The 19,514-nt window shown below is 64.7% G+C and carries 16 protein-coding genes and 8 pseudogenes; 9 read left to right on the forward strand and 15 right to left on the reverse strand.

What is annotated here, in order from left to right; genetic code table 11:
- Nucleotides 1–80 precede the first annotated feature (80 nt).
- From hpaI to G3436_RS09890, 8 genes and pseudogenes are all read right to left on the reverse strand, one after another.
- Nucleotides 81–884, reverse strand: coding sequence for a 4-hydroxy-2-oxoheptanedioate aldolase (gene hpaI / locus G3436_RS09855; protein WP_163944149.1), 804 nt, complete (start codon nucleotides 882–884; stop codon nucleotides 81–83).
- 15 nt (nucleotides 885–899) lie between these two features.
- Nucleotides 900–1,703, reverse strand: coding sequence for a 2-oxo-hept-4-ene-1,7-dioate hydratase (hpaH, locus tag G3436_RS09860; protein WP_163944152.1), 804 nt, complete (start codon nucleotides 1,701–1,703; stop codon nucleotides 900–902).
- A gap of 11 nt (nucleotides 1,704–1,714) precedes the next feature.
- A pseudogene (locus G3436_RS09865) lies at nucleotides 1,715–2,940 on the reverse strand (MFS transporter).
- Between the two features lie 131 nt (nucleotides 2,941–3,071).
- Nucleotides 3,072–3,467: a 5-carboxymethyl-2-hydroxymuconate Delta-isomerase gene (locus G3436_RS09870; RefSeq protein ID WP_163944155.1), complete on the reverse strand. Its 396-nt coding sequence runs from the start codon at nucleotides 3,465–3,467 to the stop codon at nucleotides 3,072–3,074.
- A 44-nt stretch (nucleotides 3,468–3,511) separates the two neighbouring features.
- Nucleotides 3,512–4,368 (reverse strand): annotated as a pseudogene (gene hpaD / locus G3436_RS09875) (3,4-dihydroxyphenylacetate 2,3-dioxygenase).
- 140 nt (nucleotides 4,369–4,508) lie between these two features.
- Entirely contained in the window at nucleotides 4,509–5,969 is a 1,461-nt protein-coding gene (hpaE, locus tag G3436_RS09880; RefSeq protein ID WP_163944157.1) for a 5-carboxymethyl-2-hydroxymuconate semialdehyde dehydrogenase, read from the reverse strand.
- Complete coding sequence (locus tag G3436_RS09885; RefSeq protein WP_163944160.1) at nucleotides 5,966–6,748, reverse strand: fumarylacetoacetate hydrolase family protein; 783 nt, start codon at nucleotides 6,746–6,748, stop codon at nucleotides 5,966–5,968. The genes hpaE and G3436_RS09885 overlap by 4 nt, the downstream gene beginning before the upstream one ends.
- Nucleotides 6,748–7,419 carry a fumarylacetoacetate hydrolase family protein gene (locus G3436_RS09890; RefSeq protein WP_163944163.1) on the reverse strand — a complete coding sequence of 224 codons (672 nt, stop codon included), beginning with the start codon at nucleotides 7,417–7,419 and terminating at the stop codon, nucleotides 6,748–6,750. Before G3436_RS09890 ends, G3436_RS09885 begins: the two co-directional genes overlap by 1 nt.
- 150 nt (nucleotides 7,420–7,569) lie before the next feature.
- Between G3436_RS09890 and hpaA the strand changes: the two are divergent.
- Nucleotides 7,570–8,471 (forward strand): annotated as a pseudogene (gene hpaA, locus G3436_RS09895) (4-hydroxyphenylacetate catabolism regulatory protein HpaA).
- A gap of 117 nt (nucleotides 8,472–8,588) precedes the next feature.
- Here the strand turns inward: hpaA and G3436_RS09900 are convergent.
- The 3 genes and pseudogenes from G3436_RS09900 to G3436_RS09910 all read right to left on the reverse strand — a co-directional run.
- Nucleotides 8,589–9,035 (reverse strand): annotated as a pseudogene (locus G3436_RS09900) (ABC transporter substrate-binding protein); the annotation flags it as partial.
- A 46-nt stretch (nucleotides 9,036–9,081) separates the two neighbouring features.
- Entirely contained in the window at nucleotides 9,082–10,278 is a 1,197-nt protein-coding gene (locus G3436_RS09905; protein WP_163944166.1) for an LLM class flavin-dependent oxidoreductase, read from the reverse strand.
- Nucleotides 10,279–10,293: 15 nt separating this feature from the next.
- Nucleotides 10,294–10,860, reverse strand: a pseudogene (locus tag G3436_RS09910) (alpha/beta hydrolase); the annotation flags it as partial.
- A gap of 15 nt (nucleotides 10,861–10,875) precedes the next feature.
- Between G3436_RS09910 and G3436_RS09915 the strand changes: the two are divergent.
- From G3436_RS09915 to G3436_RS09930, 4 genes and pseudogenes are all read left to right on the forward strand, one after another.
- Nucleotides 10,876–11,717 (forward strand): annotated as a pseudogene (locus G3436_RS09915) (sigma 54-interacting transcriptional regulator); the annotation flags it as partial.
- Nucleotides 11,718–11,879: 162 nt separating this feature from the next.
- Nucleotides 11,880–13,562, forward strand: coding sequence for a nitrite/sulfite reductase (locus G3436_RS09920; protein WP_163944170.1), 1,683 nt, complete (start codon nucleotides 11,880–11,882; stop codon nucleotides 13,560–13,562).
- On the forward strand, nucleotides 13,550–14,032 hold the full coding sequence (locus G3436_RS09925; protein WP_163944173.1) for a DUF934 domain-containing protein: 483 nt from the start codon (nucleotides 13,550–13,552) through the stop codon (nucleotides 14,030–14,032). Before G3436_RS09920 ends, G3436_RS09925 begins: the two co-directional genes overlap by 13 nt.
- 75 nt (nucleotides 14,033–14,107) lie before the next feature.
- Nucleotides 14,108–14,638, forward strand: a complete 531-nt coding sequence (locus tag G3436_RS09930) for a GNAT family N-acetyltransferase (protein WP_163944176.1) — start codon at nucleotides 14,108–14,110, stop codon at nucleotides 14,636–14,638.
- A 109-nt stretch (nucleotides 14,639–14,747) separates the two neighbouring features.
- Here G3436_RS09930 and G3436_RS09935 read toward each other — a convergent pair whose 3' ends face one another.
- From G3436_RS09935 to G3436_RS09945, 3 genes are all read right to left on the reverse strand, one after another.
- On the reverse strand, nucleotides 14,748–14,975 hold the full coding sequence (locus G3436_RS09935) for a DUF6555 family protein (protein ID WP_163944179.1): 228 nt from the start codon (nucleotides 14,973–14,975) through the stop codon (nucleotides 14,748–14,750).
- A gap of 92 nt (nucleotides 14,976–15,067) precedes the next feature.
- Complete coding sequence (locus tag G3436_RS09940; RefSeq protein WP_163944182.1) at nucleotides 15,068–15,628, reverse strand: ATP-dependent Clp protease proteolytic subunit; 561 nt, start codon at nucleotides 15,626–15,628, stop codon at nucleotides 15,068–15,070.
- A 48-nt stretch (nucleotides 15,629–15,676) separates the two neighbouring features.
- The gene (locus tag G3436_RS09945; RefSeq protein WP_163944187.1) at nucleotides 15,677–15,862 is read right to left on the reverse strand and encodes a KGG domain-containing protein; all 186 of its coding nucleotides are present in this window, start codon (nucleotides 15,860–15,862) and stop codon (nucleotides 15,677–15,679) included.
- Between the two features lie 220 nt (nucleotides 15,863–16,082).
- Between G3436_RS09945 and G3436_RS09950 the strand changes: the two genes are divergently transcribed.
- From G3436_RS09950 to G3436_RS09960, 3 genes are all read left to right on the forward strand, one after another.
- Nucleotides 16,083–17,429, forward strand: coding sequence for an iron-containing redox enzyme family protein (locus G3436_RS09950; RefSeq protein WP_163944190.1), 1,347 nt, complete (start codon nucleotides 16,083–16,085; stop codon nucleotides 17,427–17,429).
- A gap of 12 nt (nucleotides 17,430–17,441) precedes the next feature.
- Entirely contained in the window at nucleotides 17,442–18,395 is a 954-nt protein-coding gene (locus G3436_RS09955) for a methyltransferase (protein WP_163944193.1), read from the forward strand.
- Nucleotides 18,396–18,520: 125 nt separating this feature from the next.
- The gene (locus G3436_RS09960; protein ID WP_420801194.1) at nucleotides 18,521–18,778 is read left to right on the forward strand and encodes a DUF1652 domain-containing protein; all 258 of its coding nucleotides are present in this window, start codon (nucleotides 18,521–18,523) and stop codon (nucleotides 18,776–18,778) included.
- 77 nt (nucleotides 18,779–18,855) lie between these two features.
- Here G3436_RS09960 and G3436_RS09965 read toward each other — a convergent pair.
- Nucleotides 18,856–19,104: pseudogene (locus tag G3436_RS09965) on the reverse strand (Yip1 family protein); the annotation flags it as partial.
- Nucleotides 19,105–19,179: 75 nt separating this feature from the next.
- On the opposite strand from G3436_RS09965, the pseudogene G3436_RS09970 reads away from it, so the two are divergent.
- Nucleotides 19,180–19,514 (forward strand): annotated as a pseudogene (locus G3436_RS09970) (Ku protein); the annotation flags it as partial.

The following is a 19,514-nucleotide window of genomic DNA, read 5'->3' on the forward strand; positions in this document are numbered from 1 at the left end:
AGCTCCCACAGGTACAGCGCAGATCTCCAGATCACTGAAAACCTGTGGGAGCTGGCTTGCCAGCGAAGGGGCCCGCCAACTCAGTAAACGTCTCCCGCCTTGCCCACAGCAGGACTCTCACCTTTGAACGCCGCCGCCAACCCTTGCAACCCGCGCATCAGCACGGTGGTGTCCACCCCCACTGCCACAAACGCCGCGCCCAACGCGATATAGCGCCGCGCCAGGGCCTGATCGGCACTGAGGATCCCGGCCGCCTTGCCCGCACGCTGGATACGCAGGATCGCGTCCTCGATCGCCGCCTGTACCTCAGGGTGCCCCGGATTGCCCCGGTGGCCCATCGACGCACTCAAGTCCGCCGGCCCGATGAACACGCCATCCACGCCGTCGACCGCCGCAATCGCGTCCAGGTTGGCCAGGCCCTCGGCATTCTCGATCTGCACCAGCAGGCACATCTGCGCATCGGCCTGCTCCAGGTAGTCGGGGATGCTGTTCCAGCGCGAGGCCCGCGCCAGCGCGCTGCCCACCCCGCGCACACCCTGCGGCGGATAGTGCATGGCGCGCACCAGCTGGCGCGCCTGGTCCGCACTTTCCACCATCGGCACCAGCAATGTCTGCACGCCGATGTCGAGCACCTGCTTGATCAGCGCGGTATCGCCGAGCACCGGCCGCACGATCGCCTCGCTGGCATACGGCGCCACCGCCTGCAGCTGCGCGAGCATGCCGCGCAGGTCATTGGGCGCATGCTCGCCGTCGATCAGCAGCCAGTCGAAACCGGCGTTGGCCGCCAGCTCGGCACAGTAGGCATCGGCCAGGCCCAGCCACAGGCCGATCTGCGGTGTACCCCTGGCCAGGCGTTGCTTGAAGCGGTTCACAGGCATGTCCATGACAGTCTCCCCAGCTCAGACGAAACGGCAGGCGATGGAGCCCAGCATGTCGTAGTCGACATGGAAGGTATCGCCCGGGTTGGCCGCCACCGGGCGGGTGAACGAGCCGCCCAGGATCACCTGGCCGGCCTCCAGCGTGACGTCGTACGGCGCCAGCTTGTTGGCCAGCCACGCCACGCCCTTGGCCGGGTGGTTGAGCACCGCCGCCGAGACCCCCGACTCTTCGATCACGCCGTTGCGGTAGAGCACCGCGGGCACCTTGCGCAGGTCGATATCGGTAGGCCGCACGGCGCGCCCGCCCATGACCACGCCGGCGTTGGCGGCATTGTCGGAGATGGTGTCGAACACCTTGCGCGTGGTGCCGGTCTGCGGGTCGACCTGCTGGATGCGTGCATCGATGATTTCCAGCGCCGGGATCACCCATTCGGTGGCGTCGAGCACGTCGAACACGGTCACCTTGGGGCCCTTGAGCGGCTTGCCCAGGATGAACGCCAGCTCGACCTCCACGCGTGGCACGATAAAGCGCTCGAAGGGGATGTCGCTGCCTTCGTCGAAGAACATGTCGTCCAGCAGCGCACCGAAGTCCGGCTCGGTGATGTTCGACGACACCTGCATGGCGCGCGAGGTCAGGCCGATCTTGTGGCCGACCAGTTTGCGTCCGTCCTTGATCTTCTGGGCGACCCAGGCGCGCTGGATAGCATAGGCGTCCTCGATGCTGATACCGGGGTGGTCGAGGGAAAACTGGCGGACCTGCTCGCGGCTGCGTTCGGCGCGGTCGAGCTGGGCGGCGGCGTGGAGAATCTGGCTGTGGTCGAGCATGACGGGCTCTCTTACTGAGGGTTGACGATGGCGGCCCGGGTGCGCAGCACCAGCAGGCCGCCCAGGGTGATGAACAGCGCCAGTACGTACAGCGCAAGGCTGGCGCTCTGGGTGGTGTCGCGCATCCAGCCGATCAGGTAGGGCGCAAGAAACGAGGCGATGCTGCCGAACGAGCTGATCAGCGCGATGCCGGCCGCCTGGGTCGAGGTGGACAGGAACGCCGGTGGCAACTGCCAGAACATCGGCAAGGCCGCGCTGGCGCCCATGCCCGCAATCACCAGGCCGCTCAGGACCAGCAGCGGGTTGCCAGGCGCCAGGCCGGCCACCGCGATACCCAGCGCCGACATCAGCAGTGGCACGCACAGGTGCCAGCGGCGTTCGCGCTGGCGGTCCGACGAGCGCCCGCAGGCGATCATGAAAAGGCAGCCGGCCAGGTACGGGATGGCGCTGAGCAGGCCCACACGGCCATCGCTGCCGATGCCGGCACCATGGATCAGGGTGGGCATCCAGAACGCCAGGGTGTTGACCGCCAGCATCACCGCGAAGTACACCGCCACCAGCAGCCACACCTGCGGGTTGCGCAGGATGCCGCCGAAGGAGGTGATCGCTTTGCGTTGCTCTTCCTGGGCCAGTCGCTCGCGCAGTTGCCGCTTCTGTTCGGCGTCGAGCCAGTTCACGTGCTCGAAGCTGTCGGGCAGGCGCTTGAGTACCACCAGGCCCAGCAGCATCACCGGGGCACCCTCGATCAGGAACATCCACTGCCAGCCGCGCAGCCCGGCGGCGTCGTGGAACAGCTCCAGGATGCCGCCCGAGAGCGGCCCGCCGATCACCCCGGCCATCGGCACGGCAATCGCGAACAGCGCGGTGATCTGGCCACGGCGCCGGGCCGGGTACCAGCGGTTGAGGTAGACCAGGATGCCGGGAAAGAAGCCGGCCTCGGCCACGCCCAGCAGAAAGCGCAGCACATAGAAGCCCGAGGCGACTCCACCCACAGCATGCCGGTGGACAGCGCGCCCCACACGATCATCAGGGTGGCGATCCAGCGGCGTGGGCCGACCCGGTCCAGGGCCATGTTGCTGGGCACGCCGAACAGCGCGTAGGCGATGAAGAACAGCCCGGCACCGAAGCCGTACACCGTGTCGCTGAAGTGCAGGTCGCTGCTCATCTGCATCTTGGCAAAGCCGATGTTGATGCGGTCCAGGTGGGCAAACAGGTAGCACACCAGCAGCAGCGGCATCAGCCGCCAGGTGATGGTGCTGTGGGTGCGTCGTGGCGGGCAAGGCTTGCCTGTGCGGCGGTGTTGGCTGTGCTCATGATCTTGTTCTTTTTTGTCAGAGTGCCGTTGCGGGGGAGCAGGCGGGCGGTCGTTCAGCCCGCCTGCTGGTTGTTGAGGAACGCGTGCACGTTGTTCTGCTTGAAATTCAGTTGCGGGTGCAGCTCCAGCATTTCGAACGACAGGGCCAGCAGGCGCTGGCTTTGCAGCTCGGCAAAATGCGCGGTGATCACCTCGAACAGGGCTTGGGCCACCTGTTGGCGGGTCGCCAGGTCACGCCCGTGGCCGACCTTGAGGGTCATGTGCACGAAGGCGTAGTCGTGCGCACCGTCGGCCATGCGCCAGGTGTCCAGGCGCACCGCGCGGCTGCGGATGCCGCCCAGCGGGAACACGCCGGTGGCGCCCAGGCAGTGGTGGACTTTTTCGAACAGCCCGGGCAGGTCGGCCTGGGTGTCGAGGTTGTCGGTGTATTCGGCGATGAAGTGCGGCATGCGAGGCTCCTTCGGGGGCGGGCAGGGGCTGCCCGCCAGGGTGGTCAGACCGGGAAGATGGCGTTGATCTGGCCGGTGCCCGAGCTGCCGAACGGCTCGGTCAGTACTTCGACCGGCTTGTCGTAGGCGGCGCCGCCGAGCAGGCCCAGCAGCATTGCGGTGTCGTGCATGCCGCCTTCGCCGTAGCAGTGCGCGGCGTAGTCGGGCAGCATTGCGCAGAACTCCTTGAAGCGGCCCTGCTTCCACAGCTCCACCACGCGCATGTCCATCTGTTTGTCGAACTCGCGGGTCCAGTTGTGGATGTTGGCTTCGGCGTTACGATCGTCCGAGAAACGGTGCGACAGCGAGCCGGACGCCAGCACCAGCACCTTGCGGTCGCTTTGCTCGATGGCGCGGCGCACGGCGGCGCCGAACGCAAAGCTGTCTTCCAGGCGATGCCAGGCGCACCAGGCGGCAATCGAAACCACCTTGAGCTTGTCGGCGTCGGGTACGTCCATGTGCATGTAGCGCATCGGGACCAGGGTGCCGTACTCCAGCTCCAGGCTGGGGATGTTGTGGGCCAGGGTGCGCACGTCGGCGGCGTTGGCTTGCTGCGCAATCAGCTCGCCCAGGGCCGGGTAGCCGGGGTACTCGAAGTCCATGTTCTTGATGAAGTGCGGCAGTTCGTTGCTGGTGTAGGTGCCCTTGAAATGCTCGCCGCAGTTGATGTGGTAGCCGCTGTTGACCAGCCAGTGCACATCGAACACCACCGCAGTGTCGGCGCGAGTGCGCGGGCACGGCGACCGATTTCCTTGTGGCCGGCGATGGCGGCCTCGCGGCAACCTTGGTGCTTGCCCGGCAATTCGGACAGGTACATCGAGGGGACGTGGCAGACTTTGGCTGCGAGGACGACTTCGCCCATGGGGGTTACTCCTGGATCTGTTGTTCTTGTATTCCGTCAGTGATGACGCCTTCGCTGGCAAGCCAGCTCCCACAAGGAACTGTGTGCACCGTCCCTGTGGGAGCTGGCTTGCCAGCGAAGCAGGCGCCGCTAATCAGGCGTCAGAGGCCCCAGCGCGCAATGGGGTGGCTACCCATCGAAACGCACACGTTCTTTATCTCGGCAAACACCTCGAAGCTGTACTGGCCGCCTTCGCGCCCGGTCCCCGAACCCTTGACCCCGCCGAACGGCTGGCGCAGGTCGCGCACGTTCTGGCTGTTGATGAACACCATGCCGGCTTCGATGCCGTAGGCCAGGCGGTGCGCCTTGCCGATGTCCTGCGTCCAGATGTACGAGGCCAGGCCGTATTCGGTGTCGTTGGCCAGTTGCAGCGCCTCGGCCTCGTCCTGGAACGGGATCAGGCACACCACCGGGCCGAAGATCTCTTCCTGGGCAATGCGCATGCGGTTGTTCACGTCGGCGAACACGGTGGGCTGGATGAACTGCCCGCGTGCCAGGTGCGCGGGCAGGTTGGCCGGGCGCTCCAGGCCACCCGCCAGCAGGGTGGCGCCTTCCTCGATGCCGATCTTGATGTAGCCGGTGACCTTGTCGTAGTGGGCCTGGGTGATCATCGAGCCGACCTGGGTCCTGGGGTCCTGCGGGTCGCCCACGATCAGGCGCTTGGCCCGCGCGGCGAACTCGGCCACGAACTGCGGATACACACTCTCCTGGATGAAGATGCGGCTGCCGGCGGTGCAGCGTTCGCCGTTGAGCGAGAAAATCGTGAACAGCGCCGCATCCAGCGCACGCTCGAGGTCGGCGTCCTCGAAGATCAGCACTGGCGACTTGCCGCCCAGTTCCATGGAGTACTTCTTCAGGCCTGCGGTCTGCATGATCTGCTTGCCGGTGGCGGTGCCGCCGGTGAACGAGATGGCCCGCACATCCGGGTGGCGCACCAGCGCGTCACCGGCCGTGGCGCCATAGCCCTGGATCACGTTGAGCACGCCGTTGGGAATACCGGCTTCCACGGCCAGGCGCCCCAGTTCGTTGGCGGTCAACGGCGACAGTTCGCTCATCTTCAACACCGCCGTGTTACCCAGCGCCAGGCACGGCGCAGTCTTCCAGGTGGCAGTCATGAATGGCACGTTCCACGGCGACACCAGCCCGCACACGCCCACCGGCTGGTACAGCGTGTAGTTGAGCATCTGGTCGTCGACCGGATAGGTGTGGCCGTCCATGCGCGTGCACACTTCGGCGAAGAAATCGAAGTTGTGCGAGGCCCGCGGGATCAGCACATTGCGGGTCTGGTGAATCGGCAGGCCGGTGTCGAGGGTTTCCAGTTCTGCCAGGCGCGGTACGTTCTCTTCGATCAGGGCGCCGAGCCTGCGCATCAGCCGTGCGCGTTCCTTGGCCGGGGTCGCGGCCCATCGGGGAAAGGCGTCCTTGGCGGCCGCGACGGCCTGGGCCACTTCCTCGGCGCCGCCGCTGGCGACTTCGCCAATGGCTTCACCGGTGGCCGGGTTGTAGTTGACGAATACGTCTTGGCTTTCGACCTCACGGCCGTTGATCCAGTGCTTGATCATTGTGCTGCTGCCTCTTGCAGGTGCTGCGCGAAGAATTCGGCTTCGCTGACAATACGGTTGACCAGACGGCCCACGCCCTCGACTTCCACCACCACTTCATCGCCCGGCACCACGTCGGCCAGCCCTTCGGGGGTGCCGGTGGCGATCATGTCGCCCGGTTGCAGGGTCATGAAGCTGGACAGGTATTCGATCAGGTAGGGGATGTCGAAGATCATGTCTCGGGTGCTGCCTTGCTGCTTGAGCTCGCCGTTGATCCAGGTGCGCAGGGCCAGGTTGGAGGCATCCGGCACATCGGCCACGTCGACGATCCACGGGCCCACCGGCGTGGTGGCGTCACGGTTTTTCACCCGCAGGTTGGGGCGGTAGTAGTTTTCCAGGTAATCGCGGATCGCGTAGTCGTTGCACAGTGTGTAGCCGGCCAGGTAATCCAGCGCGTGCTCGCGCTTGACGTTGCGCGCCGGCTTGCCGATCACCGCCACCAGTTCGCACTCGTAGTGCATGTAGGCGACATTGTCGGGACGCCAGCTGACCTGGTTGTGGCCGGTGTAGGTGCCCGGCGACTTGACGAACGCCAGTGGCTCGGTCGGCGGGGCAAAGGCCAACTCGGCGGCGTGGTCGGCGTAGTTCAGGCCCAGCGCGAACATGCTGCCGGTGGCCGGCGCCAGCCACTGCACGTCCTGCTCGGCGAGCAGGCGCCCATCGGCCAGGCGCACGGCATTCTCGGCCTCGACGGTGACGGCGTGGACCTGGCCCTGGTAACGGATACGAGCGTGTTTCATCAGCGGCGCTCCTGTTCGGCCACGATCGGATTGGACAGCCGGCCGATGCCTGCGATCTCGACGTCTACCTGGTCGCCCGGCAGTACATCCACGCGGCCTTCAGGGGTGCCGGTGATCAGCACATCGCCGGCATGCAGGGTCATGAACTCGCTGATCTCGGCAATCAGTTGGGGAATGCTGCGCACCAGGTTGGCGGTGCTGTTGTGCTGGCGCAGTTCGCCGTTGACCCACAGCTTGATTTCCAACTGATGCGGGTCGGCGACCTGGGCCACAGGCACCAGCTCCGGGCCGATGGCGCAGAAACCGTCGCGGCACTTGGCCTTGACCGCCGGGCGGTAGTAGCTGTCTTCGGGCAGGCTGAACTCATTGACGACGGTGTAGCCGGCCACATGCTCCAGAGCCTGGGCCACGCTGACGCGGCTGGCGTGCTTGCCGATCACCACGCCCAGCGCCGGGCCAGGTTGCAGGTGCTCGACGCCAGTGGGGTACACCACCGCTGCGCCATGGCGGTTGCGGGTGTTGGGGGTCTTGATGAACAGCACCGGTTTGACCGGAGGCTTTTTATAGGGCGCCTGTTCGAATTCGGCGAGACGCTGGTTCAGCAACCCCTGGTAGTTCAGCGCAACGCCGAACAGGGTGCCGGTGGCAACGTCGTGCAGGGCACGGCTCATGCTCTTCTCCTGGCAAAGCAAGGCGCTGGGCACCCTGCGGGTCTGTTTGTTAATGTGTTAACGTTATAATTAAGATGTTAACTAAAGGCAAGCGGCACGTTTTAAGCGGTAAGCTGCGAGCAGAACAAAAACACAGCAGGGAACCCCGCCATGAGCGATCGCACGCCGATCCCCAACATCAATATCGGGCAGGTCTACGACCAGCGGTACAGCGACGCCGAGGTGCATTGCGACAAGCTGGGCAACCTGGCCGGCTTTTTCGGGCGCAACATGCCGGTGCATCGCCACGACCGGTTTTTCCAGGTGCACTACGTCAAGAGCGGCAGCGTGCGGGTGTACCTGGACGACCAGCAGTACGTGGAGTCGGGGCCGATGTTTTTCCTCACGCCGCCGACCATCGCGCATTCGTTCGTGACCGAGCCGGATGCCGATGGCCATGTGCTCACGGTACGCCAGCAATTGGTCTGGCAACTGCTCGAAGCCGACCCCACGCTGGCACCGGGGCCGCACGTGGCGCCGGCGTGCGTGGCGCTGGGTGGGCTGGAGGGGCAGTTCGCCGGCGTGGCGCGGCGCCTGGAGTGGTTGTTCGACGCTCTGCACGGCGAACTCAATGCTGCGCAGTCGGGCCGCGGCGCCGCCCTGGACAGCCTGACCCGGCTGATCATGCTCGGCCTGTTGCGCCTGTGCGCGCACTCGTTGCCGGCACGCCAGACCCGTCACGAAGACCTGCAGGTGTTTCACCGTTTCAATGAACTGATCGAGGCGCATTACCTGGAGCACTGGCCGCTGTCGCGCTATGCCCAGGGCGTCGGCGTGACCGAGGCGCGGCTCAACGACGTATGCCGGCGCATCGCCGACCTGCCGTCCAAGCGGCTGATCCTCGAACGCCTGATGCAGGAGGCCAAGCGCCTGCTGCTGTTTACCGGCAGCTCGGCCAACGAGATCTGCTACAGCCTGGGCTTCAAGGACCGGCGTACTTCAGCCGGTTCTTTCTGCGCTATGCACAGGTGACGCCGGGGGAGTACCGCCAACGGCAGGCGGGCTTGCGCTGACATGGCATTTTTCCGTTGATTGTTGTTGTGTGAGGCAAACGCTCTGCGCCATGATGGCGGCAGAGGCACAACGGAAAAATGCCTTTTACGCGGGTGCGCTTGTACTTTTCACAGGGCTCAGGCGCTGGCGTTCAGCCACAGGTTCTCGAACCGCCAGGTACTGAACAGCGTCTGCTCCGGCGCCGCGCCGCCCACATGGCGCGAGAACGCATCGAGCAGGTTGGCATAGCCCCAGATCAGCAGGCCGCCCTTGTCGTACTGGATCTGCTGGGCTTGGTGGACCAGTGCGCTGCGCTGGGCCAGGTCCGGTTGAGCCATGGCCTGCATGAACAGCTGGGTGAATTGCGGATCGTCGAAGTGGGTCTTGTTGGCCACCGCGAACGGGGCGTCAGTGTGCATCGCGCTGGCCAGAAACGGCGCACCGATGCTGGCGCCGGTGCTCAGCAACCATTGGTCCTGCTGCGGGCCGTTGAAGGTGGCGCTGTCGACCAGGCGCACGTTCAGGGTCACGCCGATGCGCCTGGCCTGTTCGGCCAGTACCAGCGCCGAGGCCAGTGCCGGGCCGTTGCCGAGGAACTGGCGGCGGCTGAAATCGCTCGGGTTCATGGGTTTACGCTCCTGCCGCGCGCAGCACCGGCGCTAGCGCGTCGAGTGCGCGCAACGGCTGCCGCTCGCCGCGAAAGTGCGGCAGGATGTGCTCGCCCAGGCGGTAGGCTTCTTCCAGGTGCGGGTAGCCGGCGAGGAAGAACAGCTCGATGCCCAGCGCGTTGTACTCGCGGATGCGCGCCACCACGTTGGCGTAGCTGCCCACCAGCGCCAGGCCGGGCGGGATGCCGATGTAGCTGAACCCCGACCACACGTTGGGGTAGATGAAGAAGTCGTCGAAGGCACGTACGTCTTCATCGGCACGGTAATCCTCTTCGTAGCTCAGTTTGCGCGCCGTGCGCAGGCCGGCATGGGCGGCGGCAGCCTTGGCCGCGCCCTTGGCCACGCCTTCGTCGAAGAAGCGCTTGGCCTCGGCCAGCGCCTGCGCCTCGGTTGCGCGGGTGATCACGTCGATCGACAGGCCGAAGCGGATGTCACGGCGGCCGTAGTGGAGGGCGCGCTGGCGGATATCGGCGATCAGCGCGGCAATCTCGTCGGGGTGCTCGGCGCGCATCAGGTAGAAGTCGGCATGCTTGGCGGCAAACTCGCGTGCGGCGATCGAGGAGCCAGCAGTGCAGATCAGCGGCAGCTCGGCCTTTTTCTGTGGCCCGCGCAGGCCGCCGCCTTCGGCCTTGTAGAAGCGCCCGTCATAATGGAAATTTTCCGAGTGCCAGTAGCCCTTGACCACGTCGAGGAACTCGGTGGCGCGTGCATAGCGCTCGTCGTGCTCGGCAAAGTCGCCCACTTGGCGTTGCACCGCATCCGAACCGCCATTGATGATGTTCCACACCAGCCGGTTGCCGCTGGCACGCTGGTAGGTGGCGGCCTGCTGCACCGCGACCCAGGGCGTGTAGTGATACGGTTGGAACGCGGTGACAAAGCGCAGCGTGCGGGTTTCGCGGGCCAGCAGCGAGCACACCGTCCAGGGCTCTTCGCCAGACGGTGCGTTGACCATCAGCGCGCCGCCAAAGCCGTTGATCTCGGCGGCGCGGGCGATCTGGCCGAGGTAGTCGATGTAGCTGAAGTGATCACCCACCGCAAAGGCCGAGACGGCCCCGGTGCTGTCGCCGCCGGCGTGCCAATCGCCGCGATTGCGCGGGTCACCGGGGAGGAACTGGGTTTCCCCGTGCAGCGGCAGGCGGGTAAAGAATTCGATGCTCATGGGCAGGCTCCTGGCTTATTGCACGCTGGGGTTGCAGATCGGGGTGACAGGCTGGTCGTTGAACACCTTGCGTGCGAAGGGCAGCGAGTCCTTGAGCGAGGCATTCACCGTTTCGCTGTGGCCCAGGCCTTTGTACAGGTGGCCCTCGACCACCGAACCGGTGGCGCAGGCGTCCTGCATCAGGGCCACCTGGGTCGAGGCGGCGGGGGTCTTGTCTTCGGCACCGGTGCCGATGAAGATCGGCTGGGCCAGCTTCAAGGTGGGGTAGGACACCTGGGCCAGCCATGGCTTGAGCTTGTCGCCGCTGTTGGCCTTGCGCGTATTGGCCGGGGTCAGGCCGGTGCCGATCACGTCGGCGGTGAGCGCTGCCAGGCAACTGGTACGGGCCTGTTCGAACAGCGGCAGTGCCTTGTCGGTGTAGAAGTCACGCGGGTCGATGCTCGGGTCGTACTGCTGTGCGGCCAGCAAGGTGTAGAAGCCGTAGGCGAGGGAGGCGTCGACTTTGTTCGGGTCCTGTTCGCCGACGTTTTTCGAGCCGACGGTGTAGATCACTCCGGTGCCAACGCTGCCCTTCAGGCCCAGGTATTGCACGTCGCGGGTGCGTTTGCCGAAACCCTGGTCGAGAGCGAGCTGTTCGGCCATGAAAAGGGCGCCTTCACCGGGGCCACCAACAGCAAGGCCGGCTGGTTCGAGGCGGCCAACGGCGGCACTCTGTTCCTCGACGAGATTGGCGACCTGCCGCTGAACATGCAGGTCAAGCTGCTGCGCGTGCTGCAAGAACGCGAAGTGGTGCGCCTGGGCTCGCGTACGCCGATCCCGATCAATGTGCGGCTGGTGGCGGCGACCAATGTCAACCTGGCCGATGCGGTGGTGGCAGGGCACTTTCGCGAAGACCTGTTCTACCGCCTGCACGTGGCGACCATCCGCCTGCCGCCGCTGCGCGAGCGACCGGGCGACATCCTGCCGCTGGCCGAGTTCTTCCTCGAAGAGCATTGCCAGCGCCTGGGCTACAGCCGCGCCAGCCTGAGCCTGGACAGCGAGCGCAAGCTGCTGCAGCACAGTTGGCCGGGCAACATCCGCGAGCTGGAAAACGCCATTCACCATGCCTTGCTGGTGTGCCGCCAGCAGGTGGTGCAACCGGCGACCTGCACTTGGTGGACATGCGCTCGGTGGCGATCCGGCAGCAGGAGCAGGCGCAGCCGGTGCGCATGCAGGTCGCCACGGCGCCCAGCCTGGAGGCGGCATTGACGGCGCTGTTCGAGCAGAATGTCGAAGACTTGTACGAGCACATCGAAGAGACGGTGTTTCGTACGGCGTACCGCTACTGCCATGGCAACCAGTTGCAGACCGGGCGTTTGCTTAACATCAGCCGCAACATCGTGCGGGCGCGGCTGGAGAAGATTGGCGAGCTCAAGCGCAGCGAGAGCGTGGGTCTGTAAGGGCCTCTTCGCTGGCAGGCCAGCTCCCACAAGGAGCGTGTGCATTGCGAGATCAGTGAAACACAGCGGTGAGCAACTGATCCGCATTAATACCCCAAACCTGAATCTGTAACTCAATACACCTCAACGCCATAGTAACGGCCTCCCTGATGAGGCCCGACCATGTATCACTACGACGACTATGACCGTGCACTGGTATTCGAACGCGTGGCACAGTTCCGCGACCAGGTGCTGCGTTTCGGTACCGGCGAACTGAGCGAAGAAGAATTCCTGCCGCTGCGCCTGCAAAACGGCCTGTACATGCAAAAGCATGCCTACATGCTGCGTGTCGCCATCCCCTACGGCACCCTCGGTGCCGGCCAGCTACGTACCCTGGCCAGCATTGCGCGTGACTACGACCGTGGCTACGGCCACTTCACCACGCGCCAGAACATCCAGTTCAACTGGATCGACCTGAACCAGGTGCCGGATATCCTGCAGCGCCTGGCCGAGGTCGACATGCACGCGATCCAGACGTCTGGCAACTGTGTGCGCAACATCACCACCGAAGCCTTCGCCGGGGTGGCCGCCGACGAGATCATCGACCCACGCCCGCTGGCCGAGATCCTGCGCCAGTGGTCGACCATCAACCCCGAGTTCCTGTTCCTGCCACGCAAGTTCAAGATCGCCATCTGCTCGGCACGCCAGGACCGCGCCGCAATCATGATGCACGACATCGGCCTTTACCTTTACCGCGACGGCCGCGGCCAGATGTGCCTGCGCGTCATCGTCGGCGGGGGGCTGGGGCGCACGCCGATCCTCGGCCTGCAGATCCGCGAAGGCCTGCCCTGGCAACACCTGCTGTCGTACGTGGAGGCCATCCTGCGGGTGTACAACCGCCACGGCCGCCGCGACAACAAGTACAAGGCGCGCATCAAGATCCTGGTCAAGGCGTTGGGCATCGAGGCCTTCGCCCGTGAAGTCGAGCAGGAATGGCAGCACATCAAGGACGGCCCGGCGCAGTTGACCGAGAGCGAGTTCGAGCGCGTGGCCCAGGGTTTCGTGCCACCGGCCTATGCGACGCAAGCCGATGGCGATCTCGATTACGGTACCCACCTGGCCATGGACCGCGCCTTCGCCCGCTGGGTATCGCGCAACGTGCACCCGCACAAGGTTCCCGGCTACGCCAGCGTGGTGCTGTCGACCAAGCCAGGCCTGGCCGCGCCGCCAGGCGACCTGAGCGCTGCACAGATGGACAGCGTGGCCGACTGGTCGGAGCAGTTCGGCTTTGGCGAGATCCGCATCGCCCACGAACAGAACCTGATCCTGCCAGACGTGCGCAAAAGCGATCTGCACGCCCTCTGGCGGCTGGCCTGCGAGCATGGCCTGGGCACCGCCAACGTGGGTTTGCTCACCGATATCATCGCCTGCCCGGGCGGCGACTTCTGCGCCCTGGCCAACGCCAAGTCGATCCCCATCGCCCAGGCCATCCAGAGCCGTTTCGACGACCTCGACTACCTGCACGACCTGGGCGACCTGAGCCTGAACATCTCCGGCTGCATCAACGCCTGCGGTCACCACCACATCGGCAATATCGGCATCCTGGGCGTCGACAAGAATGGCAGCGAGTGGTACCAGGTCACCCTGGGCGGCGCGCAGGGCAAGGCCAGCACGCTGGGCAAGGTGATCGGGCCATCGTTCAGCGCTGCCCAAATCCCGCAGGTGATCGAGCAGATCGTCGCCACCTACTGCGCCTACCGCGAGCTCGACGAGCCCTTTGTCGACACCGTGGCCCGCGTGGGCCTTGAGCCGTTCAAGGAGCGCGTCTACGCCAAGCCCACGGAGGTGGCCACATGCGCAATGTGATCGGTGTGCATGAGGGGCAGGCACAGTTGCTCGAGAACGACCCGTGGCAGCTGGTGCGCGAGCCTGCGCAGGTGCTGCCTGCGGGCGCGTTGATCCTGCCGTTGCCGCGCTGGCTGGCGCAGCCCAATGCCTTCAACGGCCTGTGGCTGGGCGCGGACGACGATGTCGAGTCGCTGCAGTTGTGGCTGGGGGTACTGCCGCTGATCGCCATCGATTTCCCGAGCTTTCGCGACGGGCGTGGCTACAGCCAGGCCTATCTGCTGCGCACGCGCCTGGGCTGGCAGGGCGAGCTGCGCGCGGTGGGCGATGTGCTGCGCGATCAGCTCAGCCACATGCGCCAGTGCGGTTTCGACAGCTTTGCGGTGCGTGAAGACAAGTCGGCGGTGGATGCACTCAAGGGCCTGCAAGGCATGAGCGTGCTCTACGGGCGCTCGGTGATCGAGCCCAGGCCGCTGTTTCGGCGTCGTTGAGGGCCGACAGAGCTGTTGCGCCGGGGAGGGAACGGGCTAACATGCAGCTTCGCCCGTTCCACAGGATGTTGCAGCATGCTTTTCAGTACCCGTACAGCGCGGCCGGCCGATGCTGAAGCGCTCAGCGACATCGCCGCCGAAACCTTCGCCCTGGCCAGCCCCGCCGACGCTTCGCCCAAGGCGTTGAATGCGTATATCCGCAACAACCTGCAACCGGAGCATTTCTGCCTGCAACTGATGAGCCGCGCAAAAAAGCTGCGCGTGCTTGAGCACGACGGCGTGGTGGTCGGCTATACCCTGGTCGACACCGCCGCACAGGCGCTGGGCATCGAGGCGGCCGACCGCCTGCCAGAGCTGAGCCGTTGCTATGTGCTGGCCGAACACCACGGCAAGGGCGCGGCGCAGCGCTTGCTCGACGACACCCTGGCGCAGTTCGATGGCGCCATCCGCCTGACCGTCAACGAACAGAACGCGCGGGCGATCCGCTTCTACCAACGCAACGGTTTTCGCCAGGTCGGCGAGACCGTTTTTGTCTGTGGGTCGGAACGTCACCGCGACTGGGTGATGGTGCGGGCCTGCGCCACCGCCGACGCTGCGCACGGCTGATCGCTGCGCCTATCCGATCAGCCGCAAAAGACCTGCAGGCCACTCTGAGTGCCCACAACAAGATCACCGGCCTGTCACTGCAGGCGCCAGCCTTGTTGGTCAAGCGGCCTCAGGTGGTCTGGCGCCACTTCACCTCGGTAATCCCATACCGCTCGGCCAGTGGCTTGCTGATCTTCTTCACCTTCTCGCGTCCATACCGCCCGATCCGGCCCACGCCTGCATCGCAGCTGGCCCAGTGCCAGGCTTCGGCGTTGTCCATCAGCTCGGCACGAATCACGAAGGATTTGTGCTCGCCGTGCAGCTCATAGTCGATAACGAAGAGTTTTGCGTTATTCATGGTTCCGAGAAGATCCTTTCAACGTGGTTACCAGTGCCGCCTCTAGTTAAGTACCCTCAAGCCACGTAAAAATTCAGTCGGATTGTTCAAACTCAATGATTGCTGCTGACCGTGAGGTGGCGCGCGTCCTTGGCGAACACCACGTGCTCGAGCCGATGGGCCATGCCACAGGCCAGCGAGTCATAGGCCGGCACGACTTTTTCTTCGGTCGACAGGCAATGAATGATGTCCAGCTTGCGTTCGGCGTGGGCGGTTTCCAGTTCGAAAATCCGCGCGTAACGTTCCAGGTCATTGTCCAGGCTGGACAGGTACTCGCGCAGGCGCGAATGGTCCACCGCACTCTGGCTGAAGTGCCAGGTCATGGGGTGGATCAAAAAGCGCGAATGTGGCACCGCGATGCGCTCGCTTGCCGCCAGGTACATCACGATGCCCATGGACTCGATATTGCCGGCATTCACCGCGGTGATCGCCACGGGCAGCGATTTAAGAAAGCTGTAGATCGAAAAGCCCAGGTGCGTACTGCCGCCGATGGTTGAAAGATTGAGCAACAGCGACCCCGCACCTTCCCCGATTGCCTGCAGGCAACTGTCGCGAAAGCGCTCGGTGGAGCACTGATCGATCGGGCAGTGAAAATGGATCACATGCTGGCTCATCAGCGTTCCTCACGTCCGGCGCACGCAGGGTGCGCGGCCTCTGCTGGGTCAGCTACGGCCACCGCCACTGGGCTTGTCAGCCTTGTCGCGCATGGTGTCCGGTTTTTTGCCGCCTTGGCTGGTTTGCCCGCCAGCGCCACCTCCCGAGGCGTGGCCACCTTTTTTGCCTGCCTCAGAGGCTTTGTTTTTGTCGTTGGCGAAATTTCCAGGATTCGAACTATCTTTATTAGTCATGATTCTCTTCCTTTGGCAGTTGGAGGTGCGAAGCCGTTCTGGCCTCACATAGGGTGGGAAAGGGATGCAAGGGTAAAGTTTGAAAAATGTTCGGCGACAAGAGACGAACGGTTGGCCACAGCGATAATTGGACCACTCGTACCGGCTCCCGGAACTTTGTTCTGCGCTGATCATTCCCTTGCATATCGAACACCAACCTGTTGCCACAGGAAGGCCAGCCATGAGCGCGTTTACCATCTCCAACCCGACGACGATCGAAAATCCGTTGACGGCCACTGCCAATCTGCACCACCGCTACCAGGCGCTATTGCGCGGCGAAAGCTTTGGCAGTGCTGCCTGGCTGGCCGAGCAGTTGCGGCAGGCCCAGACGCTGGAGCACGACCTGCCCGACGATGTTGCACAGCTCCCCGACTGGTGCGCACGTCGTGCCGCAGCAGTGGCACACGCGTACGCCGATTACCTGGCGGGGCGCCAAGCCGGCGAGGGGCGGCGCTACTTCAACAGCCGTGCGCACGCGCTGCATTTTCTGCATCAGGTGACGCCCACCAAGTGCGTGGATGGGGCCTGGTTGCACGGTATGCTGCAGCACTGGCCCGACCCGCGCTATCACGGGCTGATCCGCACCTACCTGGAAGAGCTCGGTGATGGCGTGCCGGCCTGCAACCACGTGCTGGTCTATCGTCGCCTGCTGGCCCAAGCGGGTTGCCACGACAGCGTGCCACTGGCCGACGAACGCTACCTGCAGGGTTGCCTACAACTGGCACTGGGGCTGAACACTGACGTATTCCTGCCCGAGGTCATCGGCTACAACCTGGGCTACGAACAGTTACCCCTGCACCTGCTGGTGTGTGCCTTTGAACTCGACGAACTGGGCCTGGACGCGCAGTACTTTCGCCTGCACGTGACGATCGACAATGCCAGCAGCGGCCACGCCTGCAAGGCGGTGCAGGCGTTGCAGCAATTGATGCCGGCCCATGACGGACAATTCTATCAGCGGGTGGCGGCGGGTTACCGACTCAACGACCTGGGGCAGGGCTCGGCGGCGATCATCGCCGCATTCGACCTGTACACCGAAGTGGTCGCAATGCTGGAACGCAAGCGCGCATTTGGCCAACACCTGCACTCGGACTACTGCCGCTTCGAAGGGCGCACGGTCAACCAATGGCTTGCCGAGCCGGGCAGTATTCCCGGGTTTTTGACCGCGCTGCAAGACAAAGGCTGGATTCTGCGCGGCCAAGACCCGCTGCACAGCCGTTTCTGGTCGTTGCTCGAAGGGCCGACGGCAGCCATGTTCGGTGTGTTCAGCGTGTACGAAAAACACCTGCTGCACGACTGGATCGCCGGCGATTGGCGGCCTGCCGCGCAGCAGCCGCGTGTGCGTTCGCACGCTGAGCCGGTCGCCGCGATGCGCGATGCCGAATGCGAGGCACTTGAGGCCGAGTTGCGCCAACTGGCGGCCGAGAGTCGGGTGCCACGGCTGATCGAGCAGCTGGCCGGCAACCGTCACGCCTTGCCGTCCGGCTTGCTGGCGACCCGCCTGTACCGCCAGCTCACCGGTCTGAACTGAAGGAGGCCAGCCATGCTACTGAATCCTTGCCAGCGTGATGCCGATCAGGCGCTGTTGCAACTGGGCCGCCGCCTGCAAGCCGACGGGTACCGTTTTACCTGTGTCACACCGCTGACCCAGCAGCGCAACAATGAACGTCCAGGCGCCGAGCGTGCACGCACGCTGCGTGACATCTTCGGCTGGAACCGAGCGTTTACCGCCAGCCTGTTGTCTGCCGACGAGCTGGCGCAAATGCGCCTGGCGCAGATCCTCGATGAAGAGGGCGACTGCTGGCGCAGCCGCGTGCGCTGGTCGAGCCTGGAGGACCTGCTGCTGGTGCATTCGGGCTACCCCACCACCCAGGCCGATTCGGTGTTCTTCGGCCCGGACAGCTACCGCTTCGCGCATTTTATCGCCAGCCACCTGCAAGGGCGTTTCAGCGAGATCAGGCATGCGGTAGACATTGGCTGCGGTAGCGGCGTGGGCGCGATCCTGATCGGTCGGGCGCGCCGCCATGCCCAGGTCATGGCCGTGGACATCAATCCCTATGCCTTGCGCCTGACCGCGATCAACACGGCCCTGGCCGAGCTGGCCAATGTCTCGGTGGAGCACAGCGATGTGCTGCAGGGTATCACCGGTAGCTTCGACCTGATCGTCGCCAACCCGCCCTATATGCTCGATGCCAGTGCACGGGCCTATCGGCATGGCGGTGGTGCACTGGGGGCCGGGCTGTCGCTGCGCATGGTCAACGAGTCGCTGGCACGCCTGGCCCAGGGTGGGACCCTGCTGCTGTACACCGGCGTGGCGATGGTCGATGGGCACGACCCATTCCTCGCGGCCATCCGCACCCAGCTGCAAGACCCGCAGTGGTCCTGGCACTACCACGAACTGGACCCGGATGTGTTCGGCGAGCAATTGCTGGAGCCCGGCTATCAGGCGGTCGAACGGATTGCGGCGGTGGGGCTGACAGTGACGCGCAATGGTTGAACGGGCAACCATTGCAGGCGTCAATCGCCCATCCGCGCAGGCATCAGAGTTTTCAATTTGAACGGCGGGCCGCACAGGCTCTTACTTAGCGTTACACCTCATCCAACGAGGGCTGCATCATGCCAATGAACGGAGTGTGTGATCTTGAACTGAGGCAAATGATCGAAGGGGCATTCCTGCCCTGGCGCTGTGAAGTGTCGTGTACGGACGGGTTGGCATTGACCATCCGTCTGCTGGCGGACGCGGACTATGACGAGATGACCGTCACCGGCGTTCGGCTGAGTGCGTTGCCCAACGCCCGCGCCATTGCTGACCTGGTCGGGCAGGTCCGCGAAGAGCGCCTCACGCTCGGGCTTGCGCACGCTCAGCGGTCGCGCGCCTGAATGGCCCAGTGCCCGGTTCAGCCCAGGCTGGCCAGCCAGCGGCTCGGGTACAGCCCGGCTGCCCCGGCAATGAACTACGGCGTGGCGGTGCAGGCGGCAAACCCGATGCACTGGTTCAGGCTGGGGCGTGCCTCGAAGGTGCGCGACATCCAGCGAATGAACACCCCCATCAGCACCGTCCCGGCCATGATCGCCAGAAACAGCAGGATGCACAGCTGCAAGGCACTGTTGGCGCTGAGCCGCACATTCTCGTGCTCGGCCAGGCTCCAGGCGGCCGACGTGGTACCGATGAACAGGCACACCGTGGGGACCAGCACCAACAGCATCCAAGGCAAGGGTGCAGTAAAGCGCTGCATCGAGGAGGCAGGCATGGCCAGCAGAGCGACCTGGAAAGGTGCGATCAGCTTCGGAAGGTCACCGGCAAGGAGATCGACAAGGCGCACATCGTCAAGGGCGTACAGGTCGAGAAGGGGCGCTATGTGGTGATCAGCGAGCAAGGTCTACGCATTGCTGCGCCAGACGCTGGAAAGCACCGGCAAGGTGGCGCTGGCCAAGGTGGTGCTGCACACCCAGCAGCACCTGGCGTTGCTGCGCCCGCCGGAGGATGCGCTGGTGATGATCACCTTGCGCTGGCCCGAGCAGGTGCGTGGCCTGAAGGGGCTGGAGCTGGACAAGCGTGTGAGCGCTGCCACGGTCGACAAGCAGGAACTGCAGATGGCCAAGCGGCTGGTCGAGG

The sequence above is a fragment of the Pseudomonas brassicae genome, from assembly GCF_010671725.1.
GTDB classification, from domain to species: domain Bacteria; phylum Pseudomonadota; class Gammaproteobacteria; order Pseudomonadales; family Pseudomonadaceae; genus Aquipseudomonas; species Aquipseudomonas brassicae.

Bases quoted from the DNA above. Each gene is read 5' to 3' on its own strand.
- G3436_RS09945 (WP_163944187.1), bottom strand. From the start codon at position 15,862: ATGACTAATAAAGATAGTTCGAATCCTGGAAATTTCGCCAACGACAAA.
- G3436_RS09885 (WP_163944160.1), bottom strand. From the start codon at position 6,748: ATGAAACACGCTCGTATCCGTTACCAGGGCCAGGTCCACGCCGTCACC.
- G3436_RS09925 (WP_163944173.1), top strand. From the start codon at position 13,550: ATGCGCAATGTGATCGGTGTGCATGAGGGGCAGGCACAGTTGCTCGAG.
- hpaE (WP_163944157.1), bottom strand. From the start codon at position 5,969: ATGATCAAGCACTGGATCAACGGCCGTGAGGTCGAAAGCCAAGACGTA.
- G3436_RS09950 (WP_163944190.1), top strand. From the start codon at position 16,083: ATGAGCGCGTTTACCATCTCCAACCCGACGACGATCGAAAATCCGTTG.
- G3436_RS09920 (WP_163944170.1), top strand. From the start codon at position 11,880: ATGTATCACTACGACGACTATGACCGTGCACTGGTATTCGAACGCGTG.
- G3436_RS09930 (WP_163944176.1), top strand. From the start codon at position 14,108: ATGCTTTTCAGTACCCGTACAGCGCGGCCGGCCGATGCTGAAGCGCTC.
- G3436_RS09905 (WP_163944166.1), bottom strand. From the start codon at position 10,278: ATGAGCATCGAATTCTTTACCCGCCTGCCGCTGCACGGGGAAACCCAG.
- G3436_RS09890 (WP_163944163.1), bottom strand. From the start codon at position 7,419: ATGAGCCGTGCCCTGCACGACGTTGCCACCGGCACCCTGTTCGGCGTT.
- G3436_RS09955 (WP_163944193.1), top strand. From the start codon at position 17,442: ATGCTACTGAATCCTTGCCAGCGTGATGCCGATCAGGCGCTGTTGCAA.
- G3436_RS09960 (WP_420801194.1), top strand. From the start codon at position 18,521: ATGAACGGAGTGTGTGATCTTGAACTGAGGCAAATGATCGAAGGGGCA.
- G3436_RS09870 (WP_163944155.1), bottom strand. From the start codon at position 3,467: ATGCCGCACTTCATCGCCGAATACACCGACAACCTCGACACCCAGGCC.
- hpaH (WP_163944152.1), bottom strand. From the start codon at position 1,703: ATGCTCGACCACAGCCAGATTCTCCACGCCGCCGCCCAGCTCGACCGC.
- hpaI (WP_163944149.1), bottom strand. From the start codon at position 884: ATGGACATGCCTGTGAACCGCTTCAAGCAACGCCTGGCCAGGGGTACA.
- G3436_RS09940 (WP_163944182.1), bottom strand. From the start codon at position 15,628: ATGAGCCAGCATGTGATCCATTTTCACTGCCCGATCGATCAGTGCTCC.
- G3436_RS09935 (WP_163944179.1), bottom strand. From the start codon at position 14,975: ATGAATAACGCAAAACTCTTCGTTATCGACTATGAGCTGCACGGCGAG.